This window comes from Rhodoferax sp. (assembly GCF_023701345.1).
Classification (GTDB): Bacteria; Pseudomonadota; Gammaproteobacteria; order Burkholderiales; family Burkholderiaceae_C; genus Rhodoferax.
This window is the reverse complement of record NZ_JAMPXE010000040.1, coordinates 1-25,301: the sequence shown is the minus strand read 5'-3', so window position 1 is coordinate 25,301 and position 25,301 is coordinate 1. Positions and strand designations below refer to the sequence as shown.

26 protein-coding genes and 2 pseudogenes are annotated in these 25,301 nt (G+C 61.4%); 13 read left to right on the top strand and 15 right to left on the bottom strand.

What is annotated here, in order from left to right; all coding sequences use genetic code 11:
- On the bottom strand, positions 1–226 hold a 226-nt coding region (locus NDI87_RS07640; RefSeq protein ID WP_296274436.1), incomplete at its 3' end, for a LysR family transcriptional regulator.
- A gap of 155 nt (positions 227–381) precedes the next feature.
- On the opposite strand from NDI87_RS07640, the gene NDI87_RS07635 reads away from it, so the two are divergent.
- From NDI87_RS07635 to NDI87_RS07625, 3 genes are all read left to right on the top strand, one after another.
- Complete coding sequence (locus tag NDI87_RS07635; protein ID WP_296274439.1) at positions 382–705, top strand: hypothetical protein; 324 nt, start codon at positions 382–384, stop codon at positions 703–705.
- Positions 672–1,250 carry an SDR family oxidoreductase gene (locus NDI87_RS07630; RefSeq protein ID WP_296274434.1) on the top strand — a complete coding sequence of 193 codons (579 nt, stop codon included), beginning with the start codon at positions 672–674 and terminating at the stop codon, positions 1,248–1,250. Before NDI87_RS07635 ends, NDI87_RS07630 begins: the two co-directional genes overlap by 34 nt.
- A 106-nt stretch (positions 1,251–1,356) precedes the next feature.
- The gene (locus NDI87_RS07625) at positions 1,357–2,025 is read left to right on the top strand and encodes a DUF6064 family protein (protein ID WP_296274433.1); all 669 of its coding nucleotides are present in this window, start codon (positions 1,357–1,359) and stop codon (positions 2,023–2,025) included.
- A 269-nt stretch (positions 2,026–2,294) separates the two neighbouring features.
- Here NDI87_RS07625 and NDI87_RS07620 read toward each other — a convergent pair whose 3' ends face one another.
- Entirely contained in the window at positions 2,295–2,795 is a 501-nt protein-coding gene (locus NDI87_RS07620) for a DUF1499 domain-containing protein (protein ID WP_296274432.1), read from the bottom strand.
- A 316-nt stretch (positions 2,796–3,111) separates the two neighbouring features.
- Here NDI87_RS07620 and lysM point away from each other — a divergent pair, with 316 nt between their 5' ends.
- The gene (gene lysM, locus NDI87_RS07615) at positions 3,112–3,600 is read left to right on the top strand and encodes a peptidoglycan-binding protein LysM (protein WP_296274431.1); all 489 of its coding nucleotides are present in this window, start codon (positions 3,112–3,114) and stop codon (positions 3,598–3,600) included.
- Between the two features lie 53 nt (positions 3,601–3,653).
- Here lysM and NDI87_RS07610 read toward each other — a convergent pair whose 3' ends face one another.
- Both NDI87_RS07610 and NDI87_RS07605 read right to left on the bottom strand, forming a co-directional pair.
- Positions 3,654–4,136, bottom strand: coding sequence for a response regulator (locus NDI87_RS07610; RefSeq protein ID WP_296274429.1), 483 nt, complete (start codon positions 4,134–4,136; stop codon positions 3,654–3,656).
- A gap of 468 nt (positions 4,137–4,604) precedes the next feature.
- Positions 4,605–4,955: pseudogene (locus NDI87_RS07605) on the bottom strand (alcohol dehydrogenase catalytic domain-containing protein); the annotation flags it as partial.
- A 250-nt stretch (positions 4,956–5,205) separates the two neighbouring features.
- Between NDI87_RS07605 and NDI87_RS07600 the strand changes: the two are divergent.
- From NDI87_RS07600 to NDI87_RS07580, 5 genes are all read left to right on the top strand, one after another.
- Positions 5,206–6,090 (top strand): MaoC family dehydratase N-terminal domain-containing protein, encoded by an 885-nt coding sequence (locus NDI87_RS07600; RefSeq protein ID WP_296274427.1) that lies wholly within the window; start codon positions 5,206–5,208, stop codon positions 6,088–6,090.
- A gap of 32 nt (positions 6,091–6,122) precedes the next feature.
- Positions 6,123–7,286 (top strand): acyl-CoA dehydrogenase family protein, encoded by a 1,164-nt coding sequence (locus tag NDI87_RS07595; protein ID WP_296274425.1) that lies wholly within the window; start codon positions 6,123–6,125, stop codon positions 7,284–7,286.
- Positions 7,287–7,502: 216 nt separating this feature from the next.
- Positions 7,503–8,684, top strand: a complete 1,182-nt coding sequence (locus NDI87_RS07590; RefSeq protein ID WP_296274421.1) for a CaiB/BaiF CoA-transferase family protein — start codon at positions 7,503–7,505, stop codon at positions 8,682–8,684.
- A 23-nt stretch (positions 8,685–8,707) separates the two neighbouring features.
- Complete coding sequence (locus NDI87_RS07585; RefSeq protein ID WP_296274419.1) at positions 8,708–10,096, top strand: MmgE/PrpD family protein; 1,389 nt, start codon at positions 8,708–8,710, stop codon at positions 10,094–10,096.
- On the top strand, positions 10,093–10,971 hold the full coding sequence (locus NDI87_RS07580; protein ID WP_296274417.1) for a CoA ester lyase: 879 nt from the start codon (positions 10,093–10,095) through the stop codon (positions 10,969–10,971). Before NDI87_RS07585 ends, NDI87_RS07580 begins: the two co-directional genes overlap by 4 nt.
- Before the next feature lie 39 nt (positions 10,972–11,010).
- Here the strand turns inward: NDI87_RS07580 and NDI87_RS07575 are convergent, their stop codons facing one another.
- Positions 11,011–11,718: a VOC family protein gene (locus NDI87_RS07575; RefSeq protein WP_296274416.1), complete on the bottom strand. Its 708-nt coding sequence runs from the start codon at positions 11,716–11,718 to the stop codon at positions 11,011–11,013.
- A 117-nt stretch (positions 11,719–11,835) separates the two neighbouring features.
- Between NDI87_RS07575 and fur the strand changes: the two genes are divergently transcribed.
- Together fur and NDI87_RS07565 are read left to right on the top strand one after the other, a co-directional pair.
- Positions 11,836–12,264, top strand: coding sequence for a ferric iron uptake transcriptional regulator (gene fur, locus NDI87_RS07570; RefSeq protein ID WP_296274414.1), 429 nt, complete (start codon positions 11,836–11,838; stop codon positions 12,262–12,264).
- 129 nt (positions 12,265–12,393) lie between these two features.
- Entirely contained in the window at positions 12,394–13,392 is a 999-nt protein-coding gene (locus NDI87_RS07565) for an extracellular solute-binding protein (protein WP_296274437.1), read from the top strand.
- 23 nt (positions 13,393–13,415) lie between these two features.
- Here NDI87_RS07565 and NDI87_RS07560 read toward each other — a convergent pair whose 3' ends face one another.
- Complete coding sequence (locus NDI87_RS07560) at positions 13,416–14,135, bottom strand: YebC/PmpR family DNA-binding transcriptional regulator (RefSeq protein WP_296274413.1); 720 nt, start codon at positions 14,133–14,135, stop codon at positions 13,416–13,418.
- Positions 14,136–14,269: 134 nt separating this feature from the next.
- On the opposite strand from NDI87_RS07560, the gene NDI87_RS07555 reads away from it, so the two are divergent.
- Positions 14,270–15,565, top strand: a complete 1,296-nt coding sequence (locus NDI87_RS07555) for a solute carrier family 23 protein (protein WP_296274412.1) — start codon at positions 14,270–14,272, stop codon at positions 15,563–15,565.
- A 108-nt stretch (positions 15,566–15,673) separates the two neighbouring features.
- On the opposite strand, the gene NDI87_RS07550 is transcribed toward NDI87_RS07555, so the two are convergent.
- The 9 genes and pseudogenes from NDI87_RS07550 to NDI87_RS07510 all read right to left on the bottom strand — a co-directional run bounded on the left by NDI87_RS07550 (position 15,674) and on the right by NDI87_RS07510 (position 25,035).
- Positions 15,674–16,261, bottom strand: a complete 588-nt coding sequence (locus NDI87_RS07550; protein ID WP_296274410.1) for a hypothetical protein — start codon at positions 16,259–16,261, stop codon at positions 15,674–15,676.
- Between the two features lie 83 nt (positions 16,262–16,344).
- Positions 16,345–17,640: an aminotransferase class V-fold PLP-dependent enzyme gene (locus tag NDI87_RS07545; protein WP_296274408.1), complete on the bottom strand. Its 1,296-nt coding sequence runs from the start codon at positions 17,638–17,640 to the stop codon at positions 16,345–16,347.
- 68 nt (positions 17,641–17,708) lie between these two features.
- A complete protein-coding gene (locus tag NDI87_RS07540; protein ID WP_296274405.1) occupies positions 17,709–18,815 on the bottom strand; it encodes a sulfate ABC transporter ATP-binding protein in 1,107 nt (368 codons plus the stop codon).
- A 13-nt stretch (positions 18,816–18,828) separates the two neighbouring features.
- Positions 18,829–19,737, bottom strand: coding sequence for a sulfate ABC transporter permease subunit CysW (gene cysW, locus NDI87_RS07535; protein ID WP_296274403.1), 909 nt, complete (start codon positions 19,735–19,737; stop codon positions 18,829–18,831).
- Positions 19,734–20,615, bottom strand: a complete 882-nt coding sequence (gene cysT, locus NDI87_RS07530) for a sulfate ABC transporter permease subunit CysT (RefSeq protein WP_296274401.1) — start codon at positions 20,613–20,615, stop codon at positions 19,734–19,736. The genes cysW and cysT overlap by 4 nt, the downstream gene beginning before the upstream one ends.
- A gap of 184 nt (positions 20,616–20,799) precedes the next feature.
- The gene (locus NDI87_RS07525; protein ID WP_296274399.1) at positions 20,800–21,798 is read right to left on the bottom strand and encodes a sulfate ABC transporter substrate-binding protein; all 999 of its coding nucleotides are present in this window, start codon (positions 21,796–21,798) and stop codon (positions 20,800–20,802) included.
- 171 nt (positions 21,799–21,969) lie between these two features.
- Positions 21,970–22,107 (bottom strand): annotated as a pseudogene (locus tag NDI87_RS07520) (alpha/beta hydrolase); the annotation flags it as partial.
- Between the two features lie 187 nt (positions 22,108–22,294).
- A complete protein-coding gene (locus tag NDI87_RS07515; RefSeq protein WP_296274398.1) occupies positions 22,295–23,320 on the bottom strand; it encodes a sulfate ABC transporter substrate-binding protein in 1,026 nt (341 codons plus the stop codon).
- 146 nt (positions 23,321–23,466) lie between these two features.
- Positions 23,467–25,035 carry a Wzy polymerase domain-containing protein gene (locus NDI87_RS07510; protein WP_296274395.1) on the bottom strand — a complete coding sequence of 523 codons (1,569 nt, stop codon included), beginning with the start codon at positions 25,033–25,035 and terminating at the stop codon, positions 23,467–23,469.
- 78 nt (positions 25,036–25,113) lie between these two features.
- Here NDI87_RS07510 and NDI87_RS07505 point away from each other — a divergent pair.
- Positions 25,114–25,301: nuclear transport factor 2 family protein (locus NDI87_RS07505; protein WP_296274393.1), on the top strand; the 188-nt coding region annotated here is incomplete at its 3' end.

Genomic DNA, 25,301 nt, shown 5'->3' with positions numbered 1-25,301 from the left:
GCCGCAGCACGCCGCGTGCGTGGTGCAGAAACGCTTCACCGGGCGGCGTCAGGCGCACGCCGCGCGCCTCCCGGTAGAGCAGCGTTTGCCCGGACTGGGCTTCGAGTGATTTGACGCGCGTGCTCGCCGCTGCCAGCGACAGATGCTGGCGTTCGGCAGCACGCGTCAAACTGCCTTCGTCGGCGGCACAGACAAATAGTTTCAGGTCTTTCAGATCAAAGTGCATGGCAAATCGAATGCTAGCGTAAACCCTGTGATCTTCGGAATTTCCGAAGTGCTGGTTTAAAAATGAGTGATTGTGCCCGCAAGCCCGAAAAGCGACGATTACCACTTACTTAAACCAACAGGAGACAGCAGAAGCGACTGACGACTTTGACTGCCATGGTGGCGCTGGGGTTGACGCTGATCTTTGGCGTCATGCGCATCCTCAATATTGCGCATGGCAGCCTCTATGCCTGGGGTGGCTATTTCGCCGCCACGCTCGGGCTGCTGGGCACGGTGCTGGAGTTCGCCCTGCTGCGCCGCATCCTTGACAAAGACCCGATTCTGCAGTTGCTGGTGACCTTTGCCGCCTTCATGGTGCTGGAAGACCTGCAGCGCATGATCTGGGGCGCACCGCGCTGGGTCGCCAGGTCACGGCCGTCACCCATCACCGGGAGGTGGCGACCGCCATGGGCGTCAACACCGGGCGCGTCACCTGGCTGACGATCTCGGTGGGATGTGCGCTTGGCGCGCTCGGCGGCCTGGGCCAGATTGGCGGCGCCCAGGGCGTGGCCGACGCCTTGGGTGTCAATGCCATCGCCGTGAGCTGCGACGTGACCCAACGGGCCGACATCGACGCGCTGGTGGCCGCCACGGTGGCCCAATTTGGCCGCCTCGACATCGTCGTCAACAACGCCGGCTGGACGCACAAGAACCAGCCGTTGTTGGACGTGGACGAGGCCACCTTTGACCGCGTCTACAACATCAACGTCAAGTCAATCTTTCACATGACGCACGCGGTGGAACTCGGGCCGGACAAGATCCGCGTCAACGCGATCTGCCCGGTGATGGGCGCCACCGGTTTGCTCGAATCCTTCATGGGCATGCCCGACACGCCGGAAAACCGCCAGAAGTTCATCGCCACCATTCCGCTGGGGCGCCTGTCCGAGCCCAAGGACATTGCCCGCGCGGCGGTTTACCTGGGCAGCGATGACGCCGAATTCATCAGCGGCGTCGAGTTTCCGGTGGACGGCGCGCGCACGGTTTGAGGGCGGTACCAGAATCCGGCGGACTGATGTTCGTGTGTCCGTCCTGTCGTGTTCAGATTATTCCGTAGCTTTTGCGGTATACAGTTGCTAGTCTTCAGAAACGACTATGCAACTCCCCTTCACTGTTGAGCAGTTCTTTGGCGTCTTCCGGCTTTACAACAGCACCGTCTGGCCTGGGCAGATTCTCCTTGTCCTGCTTGCGGTGCTGACCGTCATTTTCATTGCGCTTCGGCGTCCCTGGTCCGGGCTGGCAGTGTCAGCCATCCTGGCCTTGTTCTGGATTTGGCTTGGCGCCGTTTACCACCTGACGTTCTTTGCGCGCATCAATCCTGCGGCATACGGATTCGGCGTGCTATCCATCGTTGGAGGTCTTCTGTTCGTGTGGCAAGGCGTGATTCGCAACCGCCTCGAGTTTGCCTTCGTCAGGAGCGTTCGTACGGGTCTCGGGATCGCCCTGCTCGCCTTCGCGCTTATCGTCTACCCCGTTTTGTCCACGCTGGCGGGGCATGGGTATCCTGAACTTCCCACCTTCGGTCTGCCGTGCCCAACCGCCATCTTCACGATCGGTGTGCTTGCGCTCGCATCGGGCACGGGCCTGCGTGCAGTCCTCGCTGTGCCCATCCTTTGGTCCTTGGTGGGGAGTCAGGCCGCCTTCCTCCTGGATGTCAAATCCGACCTCGGTCTGCTCGTGGCCGGTATGGCAGCGGTGGGGCTATTCATCTGGCCTGTTCGCGTCCACAAGACCTCACCACCGCACGCTGAAGCTGCCTTTTGACTCTTTCGTCAGGCGGCCAGGCTACCGGATTCACCTCGCCAAAAAGAGCGACATCCTCATTGTTCTCATTGGCGGCGGCACCAAGCGGGCCAGCAACGTGACATCGACCGAGCCAAAGGATTGCTAACCGAGTACAAGGCACGCAAAAAAGCGATGACTGCCACATCGACTACGCACACATGTAAAGGCACATGCACCTTCGGGCTGGAGCCGAATCGGTAGATGAAATCCCCTCAGATAATCAACAGAAAGATTGATTGTTTGGCCAGTCAACGTGCAGTTAGCGCACGGTTGAAGCTTTCACGAATGCTTTCTATCCGCTTCCTGTTCTTGCCCAAATCGCTTTTGCCGATTCGGCTGGCCGAACGGACTTGGATGGCGTTGTTGGCACGGTCCAGCCAGAATTCAAGATCGTCGGTGAAGCGCAGCAATGCGGTGGTGTTTTGTGCGTAGATGTAGCCGGCTTCATTTTTCACCACCACTGTGCCCTCACTGCTGGCCAGTACGGCGGCGAGCGTTTGCATTGCTTCGTCGGCATCGCCCATGTAAGTGAGTGGCGCGATCTTGGAATAGTTTTTTTGCGGATGCTCCGGATACAGATCAGCCTGGCTGGTCACACTGTTTGGTGTGGCGGAAGGGGGGCTGAGTTTGCCATCCACCACGCCCAGGTTCTGCGGCACTTGACCGATTAGAAAACCGGTCTGGCCCGCAACAATAAGGCTCAAGCCGGCCACTGCCAGAATGATCAGGATGCCGTAGATGAACTTCATGGGATGCCTTTCAATTGGAGTTATTCAGCCCAAATCCTTATTGGCCATGGAGCAGCATTTTCCACGCTTGTGCTTGTCGTCTGACATTTGCCAAGGACCCGGCCAACGCTGTCCCGCATGATGACATTGCCCTGAATTGTCAGGGTATGTTCGATATCGAACAAAGTCGGCAGGCAGCTCGGGTCTAGACTGCATCGGCGACTTGTCCCGCTTGTATTCTGCCAGTTGATTGACTGAACAGGCCGCCAGCGAACACGACGCAAAGCAAGCCGTAATCCGGCAAAAAAACTTCCCTCACCCATTGGAGTGCTGAAATATGAGTCTCATTTCCTTCATCAAAGAAGCCGGCGAAAAACTATTTAACCTGGGCAAGCCTGATGCGGTTGCTGCGGCAGCACCGGCGGACCTTGCTGCGCTCAATCAAAAGGCCGCTGATGCGATTCTGGCCTACATCAAAACCCAGCATCTGGATGCACAAAATCTGGCGGTCGCCTATGACGGCGCGTCCATGACCGTCACGGTCTCGGGAGCAGCAGCCGACCAGGCGACACGCGAAAAAATTGTGCTGTGCTGCGGTAACGTCGGTTCGGTTGAAAAAGTCAGCGATCAAATGACCGTCAACACCGCGTCAGAAGCCTCGCGTTTTTACACGGTCAAAAACAGCGACACACTTTCAAAAATTTCAAAAGAAATGTACGGTGACGCCAATAAATACACCGCGATTTTCGAGGCCAACAAGCCCATGCTGAAAGATCCGGATCGTATTTACCCAGGTCAAAACTTGCGGATTCCCCCGCAAGCTTAGTCACCTGACCGCCACTTTTCTGGGCCGTGCGCAGGCCCGGCGTCTGCCATCCATCAATCGCTTTCATCTCGTGCGGGCAGTTGTTGGCATACGCTGACGAAGCAAGCAGGGCCGGTGAGGACACGAGTAAGATTTCCCAGGCAATAACTCAACGAACAATCAATGGCATCCAGGAGATCGGTCAATTTGTAGGGTTTGGTCAGGTACCGATAGAACCCGGCTTGCAGACCCGCTTGAATTTGTGCTGGATGTGCGTCCGACGACACGGCAATGACGGGAATATGCGATGTCACGGGATTCCCACGCAAGCCCTTCAATACCTCTCTGGCGCAAATATCTGAAAGTCCCGTGTCCAGGACGACAACCTCCGGCAGAGAAGTGTCTGCCAGTTTCATGCCTTCCATGCCGCTGACGGCTGTGATCAGATTCAAGTCGTCGCGCCTGGCGATCAATTGCGTCATGATCTGCATGTTTGCCTTGTCGCTGGCAATGACCAGCAAGGTGCGCTCAGAAGTTGGCGTTGAAATCAAACCCATGGAACGGCCCCTTGTCGAACAGTTTAATTAACACTGTTTACGCCAATTATGGGTGCGCTGCCGCACCGAAGCCAGGGAATGCCGGGGCAAAGATGTAACCAATTGTGTGGTTCAAACTCCGACCTTTCACGGGGGCCAAACCAACCTGCAGGCATTTGCTTTTACTACGCAAGCGAACCGACGCGCTGCCAGTCGATTCCTTACTGTTTTTGCTGCTGAGTCTCAAATGGACTCAAACAAGCATGACGAGCAGGTAGTAGACATCCCGCTCGTCAGACTCGTCGCTTGCGGCTGAATGAACGCTCAAAGTATCAGCCACACACCACTTGCCGGCTGCTCAGTGTGCTTTCGGGACAAGCATCGATGATTCGAGGATCTTTTGAAGAAAATCACAGATGAGGGTGTCGGTCATGCGCCCTGACTGATCGACACGGACGACCTATCGGCGGGCGACGCCCGCCTACTGTCCGCCCCCGGCTCGCACAGGGCGGGCCGGCCTTCCATGCACGGCATGCAGCAGCCGCAACTGGGCATGAACACCAGCACCACCCGATCGCCTGTTTTCAGGTCGGTGACGCCGGCGCCGCATTCGACCACTTCGCCCGCTGATTCATGGCCCAGCACCATCGGCACCGGTCGTGGCCGGTCGCCCGAGATGACCGACAGGTCGGAGTGGCACAGGCCGGCCGCACGGATGCGGACCAGCACCTCGCCGTGGCCTGGCGGGTCGAGTTCGACCTGGCGAATCCTGAGCGGCAGACTTTGGGCGTAGGGCGCGGGCGCCCCAATGGTTTCCAGCACGGCGGCACGAATCTTCACAGCATTCTCCTGAGGCTAAGACAGCACAGTTTAGGGGCTGTCTGCGCCGTGGATGTGTTGGTATTTTTGTAACCCACCCTTTGGCGAAACCGCAGTTGGAAATGCTCGGGCCTGATGCTGCGTGGATCAGGCGGCAAGCCTTCGAAAAATCCGAAGCGCCGGTTCTGAAATCAGTGATTGTGCTGGCCCATCGCCAGAGCGACCATACAACCACTGAAGCCGACAAATGCAGGCCTGACCGCCTCTTACCATGACCCAAGACATCCGCACCCTCGACGCCGCCACGCTGGCCCATCTGCAAAGCTGGGTTGGGAAAACCGAAACCCTGAGCGATGACATCACCGCAGCACCGGTGCGCGCGCTCAGTGCCACGCTGGACCGGGAAGACGCCCTGCCAGTGTCCGGCACGGTGTTGGCGCCGTTGTGGCATTGGCTGTATTTTTTGCCGCAGCACCGGCAAAGTGAGATTGGCCCCGATGGCCATGCCCGGCGCGGCGGTTTTCTGCCGCCGGTGCCGTTGCCCCGGCGCATGTGGGCCGGTGGCCGCTTGCAATGGCGACCAGACAACCCGTTGCGGGTGGGTGACGCCGTGCAACGCAACTCGCGCATCGCGTCGGTCACGCACAAGGCCGGGCGCAGCGGTGACCTGCTGTTTGTGCTGGTGCAGCATGCGGTGCACAACGCCCAAGGTCTGGCCCTGAGCGAAGAGCACGACATCGTTTACCGCGCCGCAGCACAGGCCAGTGACCCGGTGCCGCCGCCCATTACCGCTGAAGCGGGTGCGCCCTGGCAGCGCGAGATCGTGCCGGATGCCGTGCTGCTGTTCCGCTACTCGGCGCTCACCTTCAACGGCCACCGCATCCACTACGACCGCCAATACGTGACCGAAGTCGAGGGCTACCCCGGCCTGATCGTGCACGGCCCGCTGATCGCCACGCTGCTGGTTGACCTGGTGCGCCGGCACGCGCCGGATGCTTTCATCAAGTCATTCAATTTCAAGGCGCTGCGCCCGACGTTTGACCTGCACCCGTTTCGGCTTAACGGCCAGCCGTCCGGCGACGGCAAAACCATCAGGCTCTGGGCGCAGGACCACGAGGGCTGGCTGACCATGCAGGGCAGCGCCGAACTCGCCTGACCGACTTTTACCGACAACCAACAAGAGACGCCATGATCAAGACCGCCCCCGACCAGTACCAGGACATCCGCGACGCCGTGCGCGCCCTGTGCGCCGAGTTCCCTGACGAATACCACCGCAAGATCGACGAGCAGCGTGGCTACCCGGAGGCTTTTGTCGATGCCCTGACCCAGGCCGGCTGGCTGGCGGCGCTGATCCCGGCGGAGTATGGCGGCTCCGGCCTGGGCCTGGCCGAGGCCTCGGTGATCATGGAAGAGATCAACCGCAGCGGCGGCAACTCGGGCGCCTGCCACGGCCAGATGTACAACATGGGCACGCTCTTGCGCCACGGCTCGACCGCGCAAAAAGAACTGTACCTGCCCAAAATTGCCAGCGGCGAATGGCGCTTGCAGTCGATGGGCGTGACCGAGCCCAGCACCGGCACCGACACCACCAAGATCAAGACCACCGCCGTCAAAAAGGGGGACCGCTATGTGGTCAACGGCCAGAAGGTCTGGATCTCGCGCGTGCAGCACTCCGACTGGATGATCCTGCTGGCGCGCACCACGCCGCTGGCCGAGGTCAAGAAGAAGTCCGAGGGCATGTCGATCTTCATGGTCGATCTGCGCCAGGCGGAAAAATCCGGCATGACGGTGCGCCCGATCCCCAACATGGTCAATCACGAGACCAACGAGCTGTTTTTCGAGAACCTGGAAATCCCGGCAGAGAACCTGATCGGCCAGGAAGGCCAGGGCTTCAAGTACATCCTCGACGGCCTCAACGCCGAGCGCACGCTGATCGCCGCCGAATGTATTGGCGACGGCTACTGGTTCCTTGACCGGGTCACCAAATACGTGAGCGAACGCGTGGTGTTTGGCCGCCCGATCGGCCAGAACCAGGGCGTGCAGTTCCCGATCGCCGACGCCTACATGGAAGTCGAAGCCGCCAACCTGATGCGTTACAAGGCCTGCGAACTGTTTGACGCCGGCCAGCCCTGCGGCGCTCAGGCCAACATGGCCAAGTACCTGGCGGCCAAGGCCAGCTGGGAAGCGGCCAATGCCTGCATCCAGTTCCACGGCGGTTTTGGTTTTGCCAACGAGTACGACGTCGAGCGCAAGTTCCGTGAGACCCGGCTGTACCAGGTGGCACCGATCTCGACCAACCTGATTTATTCCTACGTGGCCGAGCACATCCTCGGCTTGCCAAGGTCTTTTTGACAATGCACTCCATGCTGTCATTGCGAGCCCGCCGTATCTGGGTGATACCGCACACGGACCATGAGCTTGTCTCCGTCATCGCGAGCGAAGCGCGGCGATCCATGCATTCGGAAGTCATGGATTGCTTCACTGCGTTCGCAATGACGGCATCTGTTCATGGATCGCCACGTCGCTGCGCTCCTCGCGATGACGATTTCAAATTAGCGAAGGATCAATATGACACGACCGCTTGACGGCATCACCGTCGTTTCCCTGGAACACGCCATCGCCGCCCCGTTCTGCACGCGCCAGCTGGCCGACCTCGGCGCCCGCGTGATCAAGGTCGAGCGCCCCGGCAGTGGCGACTTTGCCCGCGCCTATGACAGCCGCGTCAAAGGCCAGGCCTCGCACTTTGTCTGGACCAACCGCTCCAAGGAAAGCCTGACGCTTGACCTCAAGCAGCCGGGTGCGCTGGCGATGCTGAAGCAGCTGCTGGGCCAGGCCGATGTGCTGGTGCAAAACCTGGCCCCCGGCGCGGCCGCGCGCATGGGGCTGTCCTTCGAGGCGCTGAAGCTTGCCCACCCGAAGCTCATTGTTTGCGACATCTCCGGTTATGGCGAGGACGGCCCTTACCGCGACAAAAAGGCCTATGACCTGCTGATCCAGAGCGAAGCCGGTTTCCTGTCGGTCACCGGCACGCCCGATTCGCCGAGCAAGGCCGGCAATTCGGTGGCCGACATTGCCGCCGGCATGTACGCCTACACCAGCGTGCTGTCGGCGCTGTTGCTGCGCGGCAAGACCGGACTGGGCAGCCACATCGACGTCTCGATGCTCGAATCGCTGGCCGAGTGGATGGGCTACCCGCTGTATTACGCCTTTGACGGCGCGCCGCCGCCGCCGCGCACCGGCGCCGCGCACGCCAGCATCTACCCCTATGGTCCGTTCCAGGCCGGCGACGGCGGCACCGTGATGCTGGGCCTACAGAACGAGCGCGAATGGAAGCTGTTTTGCGAGTTGGTGCTGCAGGACGCTGCGCTGGCCAGCGATACGCGCTTTGACAGCAACGCCCGCCGCAACACACATCGCGAGGCGCTCAAGGCGTTGATCCTGGCCGTCTTTGGCCAACTCAGCACCGGGCAGGTGCTGGCGCGGCTGGACCAGGCGCAAATCGCCAACGCCCGCATGAACGACATGGCCGGCCTGTGGGCGCACCCGCAACTGCAGGCGCGCCAGCGCTGGCAGGTGGTGCACACACCGGCCGGCGACATCCCGGCCCTGCTGCCGCCGGGGCGCAGCAATGCCTTTGACTACCGCATGGACCCGATCCCGGCAGTGGGCCAGCACACCGAAGCCATTTTGCGTGAGCTGGGCCACGACCAGACCGCCATCGCTGACCTGCGCGCGTGCGGCGCAATTTGAACGTTTTTAAAAAGATAACCGCCATGGACTCTCCCTCCGCCCAACTCGCCGCCTTTGCCGCCCAGCTGCGCTTTGCCGCCATTCCCGTCGCCGTGGTGCGCAAGACAGAAGACCTGCTGGTCGACTGGTTCGGCTCGGCCGTGGCCGGCCACGGTGCGCGCCCGGTGGACAGCATCACGCGCTTTGCACTCAGCATGGGACCGCAGGCCGCGCCGGGCTGCGACACGCCACCCGCCGGCCCGAGTGAGGTCATCATCCATCGCGCGCGCAGCAGCCCGTATCTGGCCGCCATGGCCAATGCCGCCGCCTCGCACGTGGCGGAGCAGGACGACGTCCACAACGGCTCGGTGTTCCATCCGGCCACGGTGGTGTTTCCGGCCGCGCTGGCGGTGGCGCAGGCCATCGGCGCCAACGGCCAGCAGTTGCTGACAGCGGCGGTGGCCGGTTACGAGGTCGGCATCCGGGTTGGCGAGTTTCTCGGCCGCTCGCACTACAAGGTGTTCCATACCACCGGCACCGCCGGCACCCTGGCTTCGGCTGCTGCGGTCGGCAACCTGCTCGGACTGGATGCGGCGCAAATGCAGCACGCCTTTGGCTCGGCCGGCACCCAGTCAGCCGGCCTGTGGGAGTTTTTGCGCACCGCTGCCGACAGCAAGCAACTGCACACCGCCCATGCCGCCGCCGCCGGCCTGATGGCGGCCTATCTGGCGCAGGATGGCTTTACCGGGGCGGCGCAGATTTTCGAGGGCCCGCAGGGCATGGCGGCCGGCATGTCGAGCGACGCCGATCCGGCGCGGCTCACCGACGGTCTCGGCAGCCGATGGGCCACGGCCGAGACCTCGTTCAAGTACCACGCCTCCTGCCGCCACACCCATCCGGCGGCCGATGCCTTGCTGCAGGTGATGCAGCGGCACGGCCTTGCGCCCGTCGATCTGGAACGCGTGGTCACGCAGGTGCACCAGGGCGCGATCGACGTGCTGGGGCCGGTCGTCAAGCCAAGCACCGTGCACCAGAGCAAATTCTCCATGGGCACGGTGCTGGCGCTGGTGGCGCGCTTCGGCCATGCCGGACTGGTGGAGTTCGAGCAGCATTTCAGCGACGACCTGACCCAGGCCCTGCGTGACCGCGTGACGATGGTGCTCGACGCCGAGGTGGACGGCGCCTACCCCCGGCGCTGGATCGGCAAGGTGACGGTGCACACCCGCGATGGTCGTGTTTTGACGGGCCGGGTCGAAGAGCCCAAGGGCGACCCTGGCAACACGCTGAGCCGCGACGAAATCACCGCCAAGGCCTTGCGCCTGGCCGCCTTCAGCGGTGGCGCCACAGCCGCTGAAATGCAGGCGGCGGTGGATGCGTTGTGGGGCGTGGCGCAATGGCCGCGCGTGGGCGACTTGCTGGAGCCGCGGGCATGAGCGCGCGGTCTGTGCTGGCGCTGGCGCGTTCCTTCCTGTTCGTGCCGGCAAACCGGCCCGACCGGTTTGCCAAGGCCCTGGCATCGGGGGCGGATGTCGTCATCATCGACCTGGAAGACGCTGTTGCGGCGGACGACAAGGCGGCGGCACGCGACCAGCTGGCCGATGCATTTGGCGGTTTTTCCGGGCCCGAGCGCGGGCGCTTGTTGGTGCGCATCAATGCCAGCGGCACGCCCTGGTTTGAAGACGACCTTAAGCTGCTCCGGTTGTTCGGGCAACAGGGTTTGGCCGGTGTGATGGTGCCGAAAGCCGAAACCATTTCCGATCTGCAGTGCGTTGCCGGTGCTGTGGGGCCCGACTGCGGCTTGCTGCCGCAGGTCGAATCGGTCCTTGGGCTGGATGGCATCAATGCGCTGGCGCTGGCACCGCAGGTGCAGCGCCTGGCGTTTGGCAACCTGGACTTCCAGGCCGATGCCGGCCTGGCCTGCGATGCCGACGAGGCCGAACTGATGCCGGTGCGCCTGGCGCTGTTGCTGGCCTCGCGCCGCGCCGCCCTGCCAGCGCCGGTGGACGGCGTCACGCCCGGCACGCAGGACAGCGTTCAGCTGCAGGCCGACGCGGCGCGCAGCCGCCGCGGTGGTTTTGGCGGCAAGCTCTGCATTCACCCGGCGCAGGTGGCGCTGGTGAATGCCGCCTTTGCACCGGACGCCGCCGAGTTGGCGTGGGCGCAACGCGTGATGGCGGCTTTAGCCGCGGCCGGTGGTGGCGTGTTTCGCCTCGATGGCCGCATGGTTGATGCGCCGGTGGTTCGGCTCGCGCAGCACACCCTGGCCCGTGGCAGGCCGCCGACGCCTGCGCCGGGAGAACAGCCATGAGCACGCCAGCGGCGAAGTTTCTTTGACGCAAGGAAATCGCTAAATGCCGTGGCTTTGCAACACGACAGTGCCCTTGGGCGTGTGCAGGGTCGCGCTCAAATTGGCCGGGCCGGGCTCGACCGCAACGCTGTCGAGCCCGATGGCCTCATAGGCGGCTTGCAACTTGTCGGCGCTCGGGTGCGTCACAGCCAGGCTTTGCAGCGACACGCCCGAGCGTGGCAGGCTGTTGCGCGGGTGCAGGCGCAGCGGCTCGGCATCGCCGGTTTTGCCCCACTGGATCAGGCTCGGCAATGCACCGTTGAAGAGGCGCTGACCGTCTTCACGCACGGTGATCTGCCACTGCAACACCCCGCGGCGTGAATGGCGGCTGGCCTGCACGGCCGGTCCACGCTCGATGCCTTGCGCTTTCAAGGCGGCGCGGGCGGCCTGGATGTCATCGGTGTTGGCCACAAAATGGATCAGGCGCGGTTCCATCGCAACGGCGGCTTGCAGCGCCGCCTCGTCCATGTCAAACCAGCGCCTGGCAGTCGCATTGGCCAGCCGTTTGGCAGCCGGATTGATGGCAATGATTTCAAAATAAGCCAGCGGGTGGCTGGGCGTGGCAATTTTGAACAGGCGGTTGTGGCTGCCGTATTGCGCGTGCTCACCGCCGGGTGCGGGGGTGACGCCCAGCGTGGCTTCGCACCACTGCACCCCTTGTTCCAGGGTGTTGGCCATGACGACCAGATGATCAATGTGAATTTTCATGGGCTAACCATACCATTGACGGGTTGCGTGCCGAGACCGCCGGATTTTGGTATAAGTTGACCTGGCCGAACCGAGCGAAGATGATCGTTCACCCACCAACCAAACCAGACCATTCCCATGAACGAAAAAACGCACATGCTCAAAGACACTGGCCTTAAAGTGACCGGGCCACGCCAAACCATTCTGGCGCTGTTTCAACACGCTCAGCAGCGGCATATGAGCGCTGAAGACGTTTACAAAATCCTGCTGGCCGACCACACCAACATTGGACTGGCCACGGTCTACCGCGTGCTGACGCAATTTGAACAGGCGGGTATTCTGAGTCGCAGCAACTTTGAAAACGGCAAAGCTGTTTTTGAATTGAACGAAGGCCACCACCATGATCACATTGTCTGCATGGACTGTGGCCGGGTCGAGGAGTTCTTTGACGCCGAGATCGAAGCGCGCCAGAAAAAAATTGCCAAGGCCCAAGGCTATGAGATTGAAGACCATTCACTGAGTCTTTACGCCCGCTGCATCAAAAACGCCTGCCCATTCAAAAAATAAAAACACCGCGGCAAGTCACAATGAGAATGATTCGTATTTGAGATATACTCGTGTCATTCTTTCACTTGCGGAGTTTTTTTCATGGTTCGCTCTTTCGGTAAATTTTCCTTGGCAATTCTTGGTTTGAGCATGGGTATGGCGCAGGCGGCGGATCCTGTTCTGAATCTTTATTCGGCACGGCACTACCCCACCGACGAGGCGCTGTACAGCCAGTTCACGCAAGCCACCGGCATCAAGATCAACCGCGTCGATGCCGATGACGCCGGTATTCTGGCGCGCCTCAAGGCCGAGGGCAGTGCGTCCCCGGCGGATGTGATTTTGCTGGTGGACGCGGCGCGTTTGTGGCGCGCCGAAGTTGATGGCCTGTTCCAGCCCGTCAAGTCCAAAGTTCTCGAACAAGCCATTCCTGCCAATTTGCGCGCCAAGCCGTCCGACGACGGCGGCACGCCCTGGTTCGGCCTGTCAACCCGGGCGCGCGTGGTGGTCTATGACGCGAGCAAGGTCAGCGCCGCTGACGTTGACAGTTACGAAAAACTGGCCGACCCCAAGCTCAAGGGCCAGCTCTGCATCCGCTCGGGCTCCCACCCTTACAACCTGAGCCTGTTTGGCGCCATGACCGAGCACCTGGGGCCGGCCAAAACCGAAGTCTGGCTCAAGGGCCTGGTCGATAACATGGCGCGTTCTCCCAAAGGCGGCGACACCGACCAGATCAAGGGCGTCGCCTCGGGCGAATGCGGCGTGGCCGTCACTAACTCGTATTATTTGGCGCGCCTGATGCGATCAAGCAAGCCCGAAGACCAGGCGGTTGCCAGCAAAGTCAAGGTGGTGTTCCCGAACCAGGCCAGCTGGGGCACCCACGTCAACATTGCCGGCGGCGCGGTAGCACGCTATGCCAAAAACCAGGATAACGCCGTCAAATTTTTAGAGTATCTGGTCAGTCCATCCGCCCAGAAACATTTCGCCGATGGCAACAACGAGTGGCCGGCGGCCAAGGGCGTGCAGTTTGACAACCCGGCCCTGCAGGCGATGTCAGGTGGCAGTTTCAAGCGTGAACTGGTGCCGATCAGTGCGGTCGGCATGAACCAGATCAAGGTGCAGCAAATGCTCGATCGGGTCGGGTTCAAGTAAGCTCGCCGTGCGGCCCCGCCTGGTCAGGCTGCGTCTGCCAGGCTGACGTAGACATTTTGCACGTCGTCATTGTCATCAATGGCGGCCAGAAAGGCTTCCACTTCCTCAAGCTGCGCCGGGCTCAAGCTGCTGGGGTCAACCGGGTTCTTGGGCTTGTAGCCCAGCTTGGCTGACAGCACGTTGAAGCCCTGCGCCTGCAGGGCCCGGCTCACCAGATCAAGGTCGGAGGGGTCGGTCAGGAACAGCGTGTTGCCGTCTTCCTCGCCCGGTTCGAAGTCCTGGGCGCCGGCCTCGATGGCGGCCAGTTCGGCATCGGCGTCTTTGCTGGTGGGTTCGGCCTCGATCATGCCGACATGGTCAAAGTCCCAGGCCACCGAGCCCGAGGTGCCCAGCTGACCCTTGCGAAATAACACGCGCATCTCGGGCGCCGTGCGGTTCAGGTTGTCGGTCAGGCATTCGACCATGACGGCCACCTGGTGCGGGGCGAAGCCCTCGTAAATTACCCGTTCAAAATTGACCACCTCGCCGGTGAGTCCGGCGCCTTTCTTGATGGCGCGGTCCAGTGTGTCCTTGGGCATGGAGGCCTTGCGCGCCTGCTCCACCAACAGCCGCAGACGCGAGTTGGCGGTGGGGTCGGCGCCGCTGCGGGCCGCCAGCATGATGTCCTTGGACAATTTTCCGAAAATACGGCCCTTGGCATTTGCGGCCAATTCCTTACCTTTTGCTTTCCACTGCGCGCCCATGTCTGAGATTCCTTGTTGTGATTACCGTGAAGGGGCCTAGGTTATACACCCGGCGTGACACAATTCAGCCTTGAGCGTGTGGTCATGCAAGATGACCATTGACGCTCACTCTGACCGCAACAACAAGGACCCCCATGAGCTTATTTGACTGGACTGAAAAAAGCCCCGATATCCTGCGCCAGGGCGGCGTGATTGCTCCGGATGAGCGCTTGCCCTGGGCGCAAACCACCGTGATGGGCATGCAGCATGTGATCGCCATGTTTGGCGCGACCGTGCTGGCGCCGATCCTGATGGGCTTCGACCCCAATCTGGCGATTCTGATGAGCGGCATCGGCACGCTGATCTTTTTTGTCATCACCGGCGGCAAGGTGCCGAGCTACCTGGGGTCCAGCTTTGCTTTCATTGGCGTGGTGATTGCTGCCACCGGCTACGCCGGTCAGGGCCTGAACGCCAACATGGGCGTGGCGCTGGGCGGCATCATTGCCTGTGGTGCGCTCTACACCGCCATTGGCCTGCTGGTGCAGGTGTCGGGCACCGGCTGGATCGAAAAACTCATGCCGCCGGTGGTGACCGGTTCGGTGGTGGCCGTGATCGGCCTCAACCTGGCGGGCGTGCCGATCAAAAACATGGCGGCCAGCAACTTTGACAGCTGGATGCAGGCCGCCACTTTCATTTGTGTGGCGCTGGTGGCCGTGTTCACCCGCGGCATGGTGCAGCGCCTGCTGATTCTGGTCGGGCTGCTGGTGGCCAGCATCCTTTACGCCGTGCTGACCAACGGTCTGGGCCTGGGCAAGCCGATGGACTTGAGCAGCCTGTTTAACGCCGCCTGGTTTGGCATGCCCGGCTTTACCGCGCCGGTGTTTGACTCCAGGGCCATGCTGATGATTGCGCCGGTGGCCATCATCCTGGTGGCTGAAAACCTGGGCCACATCAAGGCCGTGACCGCCATGACCGGCAAGAACCTGGACGTTTACATGGGCCGCGCCTTCATTGGCGACGGCGTCGCCACCATGGTCAGCGGCAGCGCCGGCGGCACCGGCGTCACCACTTACGCCGAGAACATTGGCGTGATGGCCGCCACCAAGATTTATTCGACCGCCATGTTCCTGGTGGCGGCCTTGCTGGCCGTGGTGCTGGGCTTCAGCCCCAAGTTCGGCGCGGTCATTCAGACCATTCCGCTGCCGGTGATGGGCGGTGTGAGCATTGTGGTGTTCGGCCTGATTGCGGTGGCCGGTGCGCGCATCTGGGTCGAAAACAAGGTGGATTTTTCTGACAACAAAAACCTGATCGTGGCCGCCATCACGCTGATTCTGGGCACCGGCGACTTCACCCTCAAGTTTGGCGACTTCGCGCTGGGTGGCATCGGTACCGCCACCTTTGGCGCCATCGTGCTGTATGCGTTGTTGAACCGGCGCAGCGCGGCGCAATAAGTGAACTAGACGCGTCATTGCGAACAAAGTGAAGCAATCCATGACTTTTGAATGCATGGACTGCCACGCTGCGCTCGCAGTGACGACAAAGCGCTTTGCCCTCGAAGCTTATTTCAACTTACCCAAGGCTTGGCGAAATTCCTCCAGCCGGGCCTCATAGTCGGCGGCATCGCCGTAATCCAGAAACCGGTTGTAGTGGCCATGCGTGCCCAGGATTTTGTGGGCATGCTTGATCGGGCAAAAATAGGCTTCGGTGCGGGCCAGGATCTCCCGCATGTAGCCCATCAGCCCGTTGCCGTATTCGCAGTAGAAACAGTGAAATTTTTCGATGAAATTGAGGTAGCCCAGTTGCGCGCGGTCATACACCAGGTAGTCGCTGCGGCGCACTTTGGTGATGCCGTAAATCGGAAAACAACTCCACTGGTAAAAGCTCACGCACAGGTCCAGCAGCATGAGCGGAAAAATCATGCTGTAGATGATCGGGCCGGTGATCAGGTTCTGCGGCCGGTTGGTGACCAGCCAGCGGAAGAAGTTCGTTTTGAGCTTGCGGTGTGCCGCCTTGATTGAGCCCTCGAACTCCACCCGCTTGCCCTTGATCTGGAAAAACATCCGGCTTTGCTGCTCGTAAACGGCCTCTTTCAAGTCCGCTTCCAGCGCGGCCATCTGGGCCAGCAACTGGTTGATCCGATCATTCATGGTGTCTCCCTTGGCCACAACGCAAGGCAGCCGGGGGCATTGGGCTGCTTGCCAATGCCCCCGGCAAGCTGGCGTTCAGCGGTTTAAACGGCAGCCAGCGCCTGTGCCAGATCTGCCAACAAGTCGTCAATGTGCTCAATGCCAATCGACAGGCGCACGGCATCTTCGGAGACACCTGCTTTCACCAGTTCTGCCGGTGACAACTGGCGGTGCGTGGTGGAGGCGGGATGCGTGGCGAGCGACTTGGCGTCCCCGATATTAACCAGACGCGTGAACAGTTGCAGCGCGTCGAGGAACGCGGCGCCTGCCTTGCGACCTTCGCCAGGCGCTGACTTGACGCCAAATGTGAGCAGGCCCGAGGCCTTGCCGCCCAGGTATTTTTGCGCCAGCGCATGGTCGGGATGGCTGGGCAAGCCAGCGTAATTGACCCAGGCGGCCTTCGGATGCGCCTGCAGGAATTGCGCCACCTTGAGCGTGTTGTCGTTGATGCGGTCCATGCGCAGGCTCAGGGTTTCGATCCCTTGCAGGATCAAAAACGCATTGAATGGCGACAGTGCCGCGCCGGTATTGCGCAGCGGCACCACGCGGGCGCGGCCAATGTAGGCGGCCGGGCCCAGCGCCTCGGTGTAGACCACACCGTGGTAGCTCTGGTCGGGCTCGTTGAGGCGCTTGAACCTGGTCTTGTGCTGGCCCCAAGGGAATTTGCCCGAGTCCACAATCGCGCCGGCAATGCTGGTGCCGTGGCCGCCCATGTACTTGGTGAGCGAATGCACGATGATGTCGGCGCCGTGCTCGAACGGGCGCAGCAGGTAGGGCGTGGCCACCGTGTTGTCGACAATCAGCGGCACGCCATGGCGGTGAGCTATTGCCGCAATGGCGGCAATGTCGGTTACGGTGCCCTGCGGGTTGCTGATGGATTCGATGAACACCGCCTTGGTCTTGTCGTCAAACAGCGGCTCGAAACTGGCCGGGTCGCGCGGGTCGGCAAAGCGCGTGGTGATGCCTGAGAGCGGCAGCGTGTGCGCAAACAGGTTGTAGGTGCCGCCATAGAGCGCGGTGCTGGCAATGAGGTTGTCGCCGGCCTCGGCAATGGTCTGGATGGCATAGGTCACGGCGGCCTGGCCCGAGGCCAGCGCCAGCGCCGCAATGCCGCCTTCGAGTGCGGCCACGCGCTGCTCCAGCACATCATTGGTCGGGTTCATGATGCGGGTGTAGATGTTGCCCGGCACCTTCAGGTCAAACAAGTCGGCACCATGCTGGGCGCTGTCAAAGGCATACGCCGCCGTCTGGTAAATCGGCACCGCAACCGCTTTGGTGGTGGGGTCCGGGCTGTAACCGGCATGGACGGATTTGGTCTCGAATTTCCAGGATTGGGACATGACGTAGCTCCTTGCGTTGTTGAAAAGTTACCCGCACTCTCCGGATGGTAACGTCTGTCTAGCGCCTGTCAGGAAGCCACGAAGACACGGGCCCGACGCGGTGTCAGCACCAGCGTGTCGCCTTCCTTGAAACCGAGTTCGCGGTAATGTTGGGACGGAATTTGTGCCTCAATGATCTCGCCGCTGCCGCTGGCCGAGCTGTCCAAAGGCAACAGTTCCAAACGGGCAATGGGTCCGATCACCATGGCGCGGGTGAGTTTGGCGACGATGCCGCGCGGTTGCTCGGCGGCGCTGGCGCCCACCACATAAGGCTGCACATCGAGGTCGTGCGGGCGCACATAGGCAAAGGCCTTGCTGTCCTGCACCTCGCTGTGCTCCGGCGTGGCCAGGCGCAAACCATGGTGGTCCTCGCCGATCAGCATCTCGCCCTCATGCGCGCGGCCATGGAACAGGTTCACATCGCCCAGAAAGCCATAGACAAATGGGCTCGCCGGGTGGTCCCACACATCCTGCGGTGAGCCAATCTGCTCCACCTTGCCGGCGTTCATCAGCACCACGCGGTCGGACACCTCCAGCGCCTCTTCCTGGTCATGGGTGACAAAAATGCTGGTCACATGCAGGTCGTCATGCAGGCGGCGCAGCCAGCGGCGCAGTTCCTTGCGCACCTTGGCATCGAGCGCGCCAAAAGGCTCATCGAGCAGCAGCACCTGCGGCTCCACCGCGAGTGCGCGCGCCAGGGCGATGCGCTGGCGCTGGCCGCCCGAGAGCTGCGACGGGTAGCGGTCGGCCAACCAGTCCAGTTGCACCAGGCCCAGCAGGTCGTGCACCTTTTGCTTGATCACGGTCTCTGACGGGCGCGTCGCCCTGGGCTTCATGCGCAGGCCAAAGGCGACGTTGTCAAACACGCTCATGTGCCGAAACAGCGCGTAATGCTGAAACACAAAGCCCACATTGCGCTCGCGCACATGCTTGTCGGTGGTGTCCGTGCCGTTGAACAAAATGTGTCCCTGGTCAGCCGTTTCCAGCCCGGCGATGATGCGCAGCAGCGTGGTCTTGCCGCAGCCCGATGGCCCAAGCAGGGCCACCAGTTCGCCGGATTCGATGTCGAGATCGACATTGCGCAGGGCGTGGAAGTTGCCAAAGTCTTTGCTGACATTGCGGATTTCGATGCTCATGGTGTGTTGCTTGTTAGGGGGTGGGTGCGATGGCAGACAGTGTGGCGGGGCGCTCCGGCGGCAGCGCCGCAGCGGCTTTCTGGTCGCGCTCAAATTGCCACTCCACAGCCGACTTGATCAGCAGCGTCAGCAGGGCCAGCAAGGCCAGCAGTGAGGCCACGGCAAAGGCGGCCACCGACTGGTATTCGTTGTACAAAATCTCGACATGCAGCGGCAGCGTGTTGGTCTGGCCGCGGATGTGGCCCGACACCACCGACACCGCGCCAAACTCGCCCATGGCGCGCGCGTTGCACAAGATCACGCCATAGACCAGACCCCATTTGATGTTGGGCAGCGTCACATGCCAGAAGGTTTGCCAACCGGTGGCGCCCAGCACGATGGCTGCCTGCTCTTCTTCGGTGCCCTGCGCCTGCATCAACGGGATCAGCTCGCGGGCGATGAACGGAAAGGTGACGAACACGGTGGCCAGGATGATGCCGGGCACGGCAAACACAATTTTGATGTCGTGCTCGGCCAACCAGGGTCCGATCCAGCCTTGCGCGCCAAACATGAGCACGTAGATCAGGCCCGCCACCACCGGTGACACCGAGAACGGCAGGTCGATCAGCGTGGTCAGAAACGCCTTGCCCTTGAACTCGTATTTGGCCACGGCCCAGGCGGCGGCGACACCGAACGCCAGGTTCAGTGGTACCGCGACCGCAGCCGTGATGAGCGTGAGGCGAATCGCGCTCCAGGCATCGGGCTCGCGCAGCGCCTCCAGCGCGGCGGGCAGGCCCTTGCGCAGGGCTTCGGTAAACACCGCGGCCAATGGCAGCAGCAGGAACAAAAAAACAAGGCCCAAAGCCAGGGTAATCAGTGCCCAGCGCACCCAGGTGGGCTCGGTGGTACCGGCCCTGGCGTGGCGAATGGTGCGTGCGTTCATGACTTGCCCCCGGCGCGGCGGCGCTGCCAGCTTTGCAGGCCGTTGATGACCAGCAGCAACACAAACGAGATGGCCAGCATGACTGTGGCCACCGCCGTGGCACCGGCATAGTCGTATTGTTCGAGCTTGCCGATGATGATCAGCGGGGTAATTTCAGAAATCATGGGCATGTTGCCGGCAATGAAGATGACCGAGCCGTACTCGCCCACCGCCCGCGCAAAGGCCATGGCAAAGCCGGTCAGCAGCGCGGGGGCGATGCTCGGGAAAATCACGTAGCGAAAGGTTTGAAAGCGCGAGGCCCCCAGACAGGTGGCGGCCTCTTCGAGTTCTTTTTCCGCGTCTTCCAGCACCGGCTGCACGGTGCGCACCACAAACGGCAGGCTGATAAAAATCAGCGCAATCACGATGCCGTTGCGGTTGAACGCCAACTGGATGCCGTGCGGCTCCAGGTACTGGCCAATCCAGCCGTTACCGGCCAGCAAGGCGGTGAGCGAGATGCCGGCCACGGCGGTCGGCAGCGCAAAGGGCAAATCCACCAGCGCATCGATGATTTTCTTGCCGGGAAACTCGTAGCGCACCAGCACCCAGGCCAACAGCAGACCGAAGAACACGTTGAACAGCGCCGCCAGAAACGAGGCACCAAAGGTCAGTCGGTAGGAAGCCAGCACGCGCGGACTCGCCACCGCCGCCCAGAACTCGACCCAGGTCAGGGTGAAGGTCTTGAACAGCAGGGCTGACAGTGGAATCAGCACGATCAGGCTGAGGTAAAACAGCGTGTAGCCCAGCGTCAGATTGAAGCCTGGCAAGACGTGTTTGGGTGCGCGTTTGGGCTGCGACCCAGCGGCACCCAGCGGGGCAGAAAGAACAGCGGTGGTCATAGATGTTTGTCGAATGTCAATCGTTGCGGAAAGAGAGCTTGCGTACGTTCACCGCGACAACCCGCAGCGCACGTCGGGTATCCAACTCCGCGAATGTCCCCCGGCTCGGGCCAAGCCCGAGCCTCCTCCTTAATTTCGCTACGTTGGACACCCAACGCACGCTGCTAGGCGCTGTCAAGATCACCTATTTCACGGTGTAAATCTTGTCGAACTGGCCGCCATCGTTGAAGTGCACTTTTTGCGCCTCCGTCAAGGAGCCGAAGTAGTCGCTCACTGCGAACAACTGCAACGGCTTGAAGGTGCTGGCGTATTTGGCCAGGATTTTGGCGTTGGTTGGGCGGATGCCGTGTTTGGCGGCAATTTCCTGCGCTTCGTCCGAGTACAGGTAGTTCAGGTAGGCCTTGGCCAGCTCGCCCGTGCCTTTCTTGGCCACGGTACGCTCGACCACGGCGACCGGGTTTTCGGCAATGATGCTGATCGACGGGTGAATGGCATCGACCTTGCCAGCGCCAAATTCGCGGTCCACCGACACCACTTCGGATTCAAACGTGATCAGCACGTCGCCAATGTTGCGCTGCAAAAAGATGGTGGTGGCATCGCGCCCGCCCTTGGCCAGCACCGGCACGTTCTTGAACAGCTTGCTGACAAACTCGGCCGCCTGTGCGTCGCTGCCGCCGGTTTTGCGCACATAGCCCCAAGCGGCCAGGTAGACCATGCGGCCGTTGCCGCCGGTCTTGGGGTTGACCACGATCACCTTGACATCGGGCTTGATCAGGTCATTCCAGTCCTTGATGCCTTTCGGGTTGCCGTTGCGCACCAGGAACAGCATGGTCGAGCTGGTCGGGGATGCATTGTGGGGGAAGCGCTTGGTCCAGTCCTTGGCGACGATGCCACTGGTTGCCAGAAATTCGACATCGGTGGTGGTGTTCATGGTGACCACGTCGGCATCCAGTCCGTCATTGACGGCACGCGCCTGCGCGCTGGAGCCGCCGTGCGACTGGTCGATCTTGACCTCCTTGCCGGTGGTTTTCTTGTAGTTGGCCACGAAAGCGGTATTGAAGTCTTTGTAAAACTCGCGCGACACGTCGTAAGAGGCGTTGAGCAGGGTTTGCGCTGAGGCAAACTGGGTCGCGGTCAGGGCGATGCCGGCAAGGGCCAGGGTAATTTTTTGTTTGAGTTGCATGGTGTTTCCTTGTGAGATAGACAGAGGTAAATGAAGTGAGTCGGTGTTCAGTGCGCCATTTTTTCAGGCCGCGGCCAGATCGGCGTGTTGCAGCGCGCTGGCCTCGCCGATCAGGGACTGTAGCAGCGCCAGCCCCAGCGGCCAGGGGCCAAAACCGGCTTCCGGATTGGTCCAGGATGGTTTGCGCGGGGGGGTCACCCAGTCATTCTGCTGTACCCGCACCGCACCCGGCAGTTGGTCGGTCCACAGGTTTTGCCAGTGAACGGGTGGCGCATCGCGCCAGCCGGGAATGATGACGATGGGGACCATGGTGTTGTGGGGCAGAGCGGTGTCAAAGTTGAAAGAAAACGGATTGTGTGCCCTGATTCTTAAAACACAAACAACTGATTTTTTATTTAATTATGTGCATATCCATATATGTGTGTAAGTTTTCTGCGTGCGTGGCGCGTCGGATGATCGCGTCTTTCCTGATCCTGCTTGTGTGACGGCGTTGGCTTTACTTTTTCAGGTAAATCTGGTCAAAGTAACCGCCATCTGAAAAATGGTCCTTGGCTGCCTTGCTCCAGCCGCCAAAGGCTGCGTCGATGGTGAACAGCTTGAGCTTGGGCAACTGCTTGACGTACTTGGCCTGGAATTTCTCGGAAATCGGGCGGTAGAAATTTTTGCCGGCAATATCCTGGCCTTCGTCGGTGTACAGGTATTGCAGATAGGCTGTTGCCACGGCACGGGTGCCCTTTTTGTCGACGTTTTTGTCGACCACGGTGACCGGTGGCTCCGCCAGGATGCTCAGGGACGGATAGATGATGTCGACTTTGCCGCCAAATTCTTTCTCCAGCAAGTGGGCTTCGTTTTCCCAACTGATGAAAACATCGCCCTGACCGCGCTGGGCAAAGGTGATGGACGAACCACGCGCGCCACTGTCAAGCACGGGCACGTTGGCATACAGTTTGCCGATGAAGTCCTTGGCTTGCGCATCACTGCCGAGCTTGCGCTTGGCAAATTCCCAGGCCGCCAGGTAGTTCCAGCGCGCGCCACCCGAGGTTTTGGGGTTGGGCGTGATGACGCTGATGCCGGGTTTGATCAGATCGTCCCAGTCCTTGATGCCCTTGAGGTTGCCCTGGCGCACCACCAGCACGATGGTCGAAGTGTAGGGCGACGCGTTGTGCGGCAGGCGCTTTTGCCAGTCGGCCGGGATCCAGCCGCCGTTTTTGTGGATGGCATCAATGTCGCCCGCCAGCGCCAGCGTGACCACATCGGCCTCCAGGCCGTCGATCACGGCGCGTGCCTGCTTGCCTGAGCCGCCATGGGATTGCTTGATGGTCACATCCTGGCCGGTCTTGGTTTTCCAGTGTTTGGTGAAGGCGGCGTTGAACTCGGTGTAAAGTTCGCGAGTCGGGTCATAGGACACGTTGAGCAGCGTCACGGCTGGCTGGGCGCTGGCGCCCAAAGTAGCGCCAGCCAGCAGGGCGGCTGCGGCGAAATTGAGAGCGCGGCGGGAAAAAGAAGCAGTTCTGGATGTCATGTCGGGGTCCTCAAAATTCATTGCCAAAGTGCAATGAAACGAATTCTGAGGGCCAATTTTCAAAACTGAAACTACTGATTTTTCACTTATTAATTACCAATTAATCTATGTAGAGTTTCAGCCGATCACAAATACCTACCTGTAAATCACTGGCCAATCGCGTCAAGCGTTTTGCGCCAGTCAGCATAAGCTTGCGGAAACGCCACCTGCAGGCGCGCCAGGTAAAAGTCGGCTTCGGCATCACGGCCCAGCAGCCGGGCACTGTCGATCAGGCTCACGGCCACTTTTGCCTCGGGCGAGAAATGCAGCATCTCCTTGGCCAGCAGGTTCATCTGCGCCGCGTTGGCGGGCGTCAGGTCGGTGAGGGTGAGCTCGGCAAAGCGCACCTGGTCCTGAAACAGCCACACATGGCGCGTTTTGTCCAGGGTATTTGACCGGTAAGCCGGGGCGCGCTGCTCGGGACTCAGATAGATTTGACTCGCCAAATGGTATTGCCAGCCGGCCAGCGCGCACAAGGTGAGCAGCATGCCCGCCAGGGTCGCCTGCAGGTAAGGCGCCAGCGTCCTGTTGCCCCGGTTGTCCACGGGCAGCAACAGCCAGACACACAAGCCGGCGGCCATCTGGAACGGGCCGTACCAGAGCGGGTATTCGAGCAGGCTGTGCAGCAGGATCACCGCCAGAATCGCCCAGGCCATGTGCCGGCTGGGATCCAACTCGCGCCAGGGCCGGGCGCGCCAGACCAGCCATAAGCCGCCGCCGCACAGCACCACAGCCAGCGGCAGGCCCAGTTCCACGGCCAGTTGCAGGGGCAGGTTGTGGGCGTTGTCCAGGATGTCGCAAAAACGTGCGCCGGGATAGAGCGTGATGAAATGGGCATAGTCCAGTTCGCCCCAGCCCCAGCCCAGCCAGGGTTTTTGGGCGATCAGATGCAGCACGTTGCGCCACAGGGTGAGGCGGCTGCTGCACACGGCATCGCCCGCGCGCAAACGGGCCCAGGCGCCGCTGTGCAAGGGGTCTAGCCCCGCCAGCCAGGGCAACGCCCAAGTGGCTATTGCGTAAGCCGCCACGGCAGTCAACAGCACCCATGGCAGTGCTTGCCCTGCCTGACTTGAGTCGCTGTGATGACGCGTGCGGCGCTGCCAGTACAGGCTCAAAACCACCACCATGAGCAACTGCAACAAACCAGTGCGCGACGAGGAGGCGGCGTTGCCGGCACCCAGCAGCACGGCCAGCGCCAGCGTCAGGCCGAGTTGGCCTGGCGCTAACCGGGGCCGCAGCGGGGACGGCTGCGCGACCCACCACAACAAGGCCACCAGCCCGATGTTCATCAGGCTGGCATACTGGTTACGCTGGCGCAGGTTGCCAAAGGCCTCGCCCGGGTTGGTGTGGTTGGCCCATATGCCAAACCAGCCGGAGGCGCCAAAATACTGCAACAAGCCGATCACGGCACTCAAGCCGGCAGCCATCAGCCAGGCTCCCGCCATGGCGCGCGCCCAGTCCAGGCGCGGTGCTGGTTGGCGGGCGCTTGCGATCAGCAGCAGCAAGCCGGCCACACAGCCCCAGGCAAAGAGCAGCGGCACCATGCCAGCGGTCGGCCCGGGTGAAAATGGATTGAGCCAGGGCAGCGTGATCAGGAGGGCAAAAGCAAGCAGGCGCATGAAAAACAGGGATCGTCCGTCGTAATAATCAGGAGCAGGGATTCTCGCAGTTGCCACGGCTGACGGTCCTGGGCTGGTGCGCAGTGGTATTTTGAAAGCGCGGCAAAATGGCCCCACTACTGAATGAGTGCGAACATGACCAAAGTCAAAAAAATTGCCGCCATCGTGGGCGGTTCCTCTGATGAGGTTGAGACTGCCTTTTATGAGGCGCTGCAAAACGCCGACCTGGAGCGCTTGATGGCATGCTGGGCAGATGAAGACGAGGTGGTGTGCGTGCATCCCGGTGGCCCGCGCATGGTTGGCCTGGGCGCGATCCGTTCGGC

Coding starts and splice junctions, on each gene's coding strand:
- NDI87_RS07590 (WP_296274421.1), top strand. CDS start 7,503: ATGACACGACCGCTTGACGGCATCACCGTCGTTTCCCTGGAACACGCC.
- NDI87_RS07580 (WP_296274417.1), top strand. CDS start 10,093: ATGAGCGCGCGGTCTGTGCTGGCGCTGGCGCGTTCCTTCCTGTTCGTG.
- NDI87_RS07555 (WP_296274412.1), top strand. CDS start 14,270: ATGAGCTTATTTGACTGGACTGAAAAAAGCCCCGATATCCTGCGCCAG.
- NDI87_RS07600 (WP_296274427.1), top strand. CDS start 5,206: ATGACCCAAGACATCCGCACCCTCGACGCCGCCACGCTGGCCCATCTG.
- NDI87_RS07595 (WP_296274425.1), top strand. CDS start 6,123: ATGATCAAGACCGCCCCCGACCAGTACCAGGACATCCGCGACGCCGTG.
- NDI87_RS07585 (WP_296274419.1), top strand. CDS start 8,708: ATGGACTCTCCCTCCGCCCAACTCGCCGCCTTTGCCGCCCAGCTGCGC.
- cysW (WP_296274403.1), bottom strand. CDS start 19,737: ATGAACGCACGCACCATTCGCCACGCCAGGGCCGGTACCACCGAGCCC.
- NDI87_RS07625 (WP_296274433.1), top strand. CDS start 1,357: ATGCAACTCCCCTTCACTGTTGAGCAGTTCTTTGGCGTCTTCCGGCTT.
- NDI87_RS07550 (WP_296274410.1), bottom strand. CDS start 16,261: ATGAATGATCGGATCAACCAGTTGCTGGCCCAGATGGCCGCGCTGGAA.
- NDI87_RS07630 (WP_296274434.1), top strand. CDS start 672: ATGGGCGTCAACACCGGGCGCGTCACCTGGCTGACGATCTCGGTGGGA.
- NDI87_RS07560 (WP_296274413.1), bottom strand. CDS start 14,135: ATGGGCGCGCAGTGGAAAGCAAAAGGTAAGGAATTGGCCGCAAATGCC.
- NDI87_RS07620 (WP_296274432.1), bottom strand. CDS start 2,795: ATGAAGTTCATCTACGGCATCCTGATCATTCTGGCAGTGGCCGGCTTG.
- NDI87_RS07525 (WP_296274399.1), bottom strand. CDS start 21,798: ATGCAACTCAAACAAAAAATTACCCTGGCCCTTGCCGGCATCGCCCTG.
- NDI87_RS07575 (WP_296274416.1), bottom strand. CDS start 11,718: ATGAAAATTCACATTGATCATCTGGTCGTCATGGCCAACACCCTGGAA.
- NDI87_RS07545 (WP_296274408.1), bottom strand. CDS start 17,640: ATGTCCCAATCCTGGAAATTCGAGACCAAATCCGTCCATGCCGGTTAC.
- fur (WP_296274414.1), top strand. CDS start 11,836: ATGAACGAAAAAACGCACATGCTCAAAGACACTGGCCTTAAAGTGACC.
- NDI87_RS07515 (WP_296274398.1), bottom strand. CDS start 23,320: ATGACATCCAGAACTGCTTCTTTTTCCCGCCGCGCTCTCAATTTCGCC.
- NDI87_RS07565 (WP_296274437.1), top strand. CDS start 12,394: ATGGGTATGGCGCAGGCGGCGGATCCTGTTCTGAATCTTTATTCGGCA.
- NDI87_RS07610 (WP_296274429.1), bottom strand. CDS start 4,136: ATGGGTTTGATTTCAACGCCAACTTCTGAGCGCACCTTGCTGGTCATT.
- NDI87_RS07635 (WP_296274439.1), top strand. CDS start 382: ATGGTGGCGCTGGGGTTGACGCTGATCTTTGGCGTCATGCGCATCCTC.
- NDI87_RS07540 (WP_296274405.1), bottom strand. CDS start 18,815: ATGAGCATCGAAATCCGCAATGTCAGCAAAGACTTTGGCAACTTCCAC.
- lysM (WP_296274431.1), top strand. CDS start 3,112: ATGAGTCTCATTTCCTTCATCAAAGAAGCCGGCGAAAAACTATTTAAC.
- cysT (WP_296274401.1), bottom strand. CDS start 20,615: ATGACCACCGCTGTTCTTTCTGCCCCGCTGGGTGCCGCTGGGTCGCAG.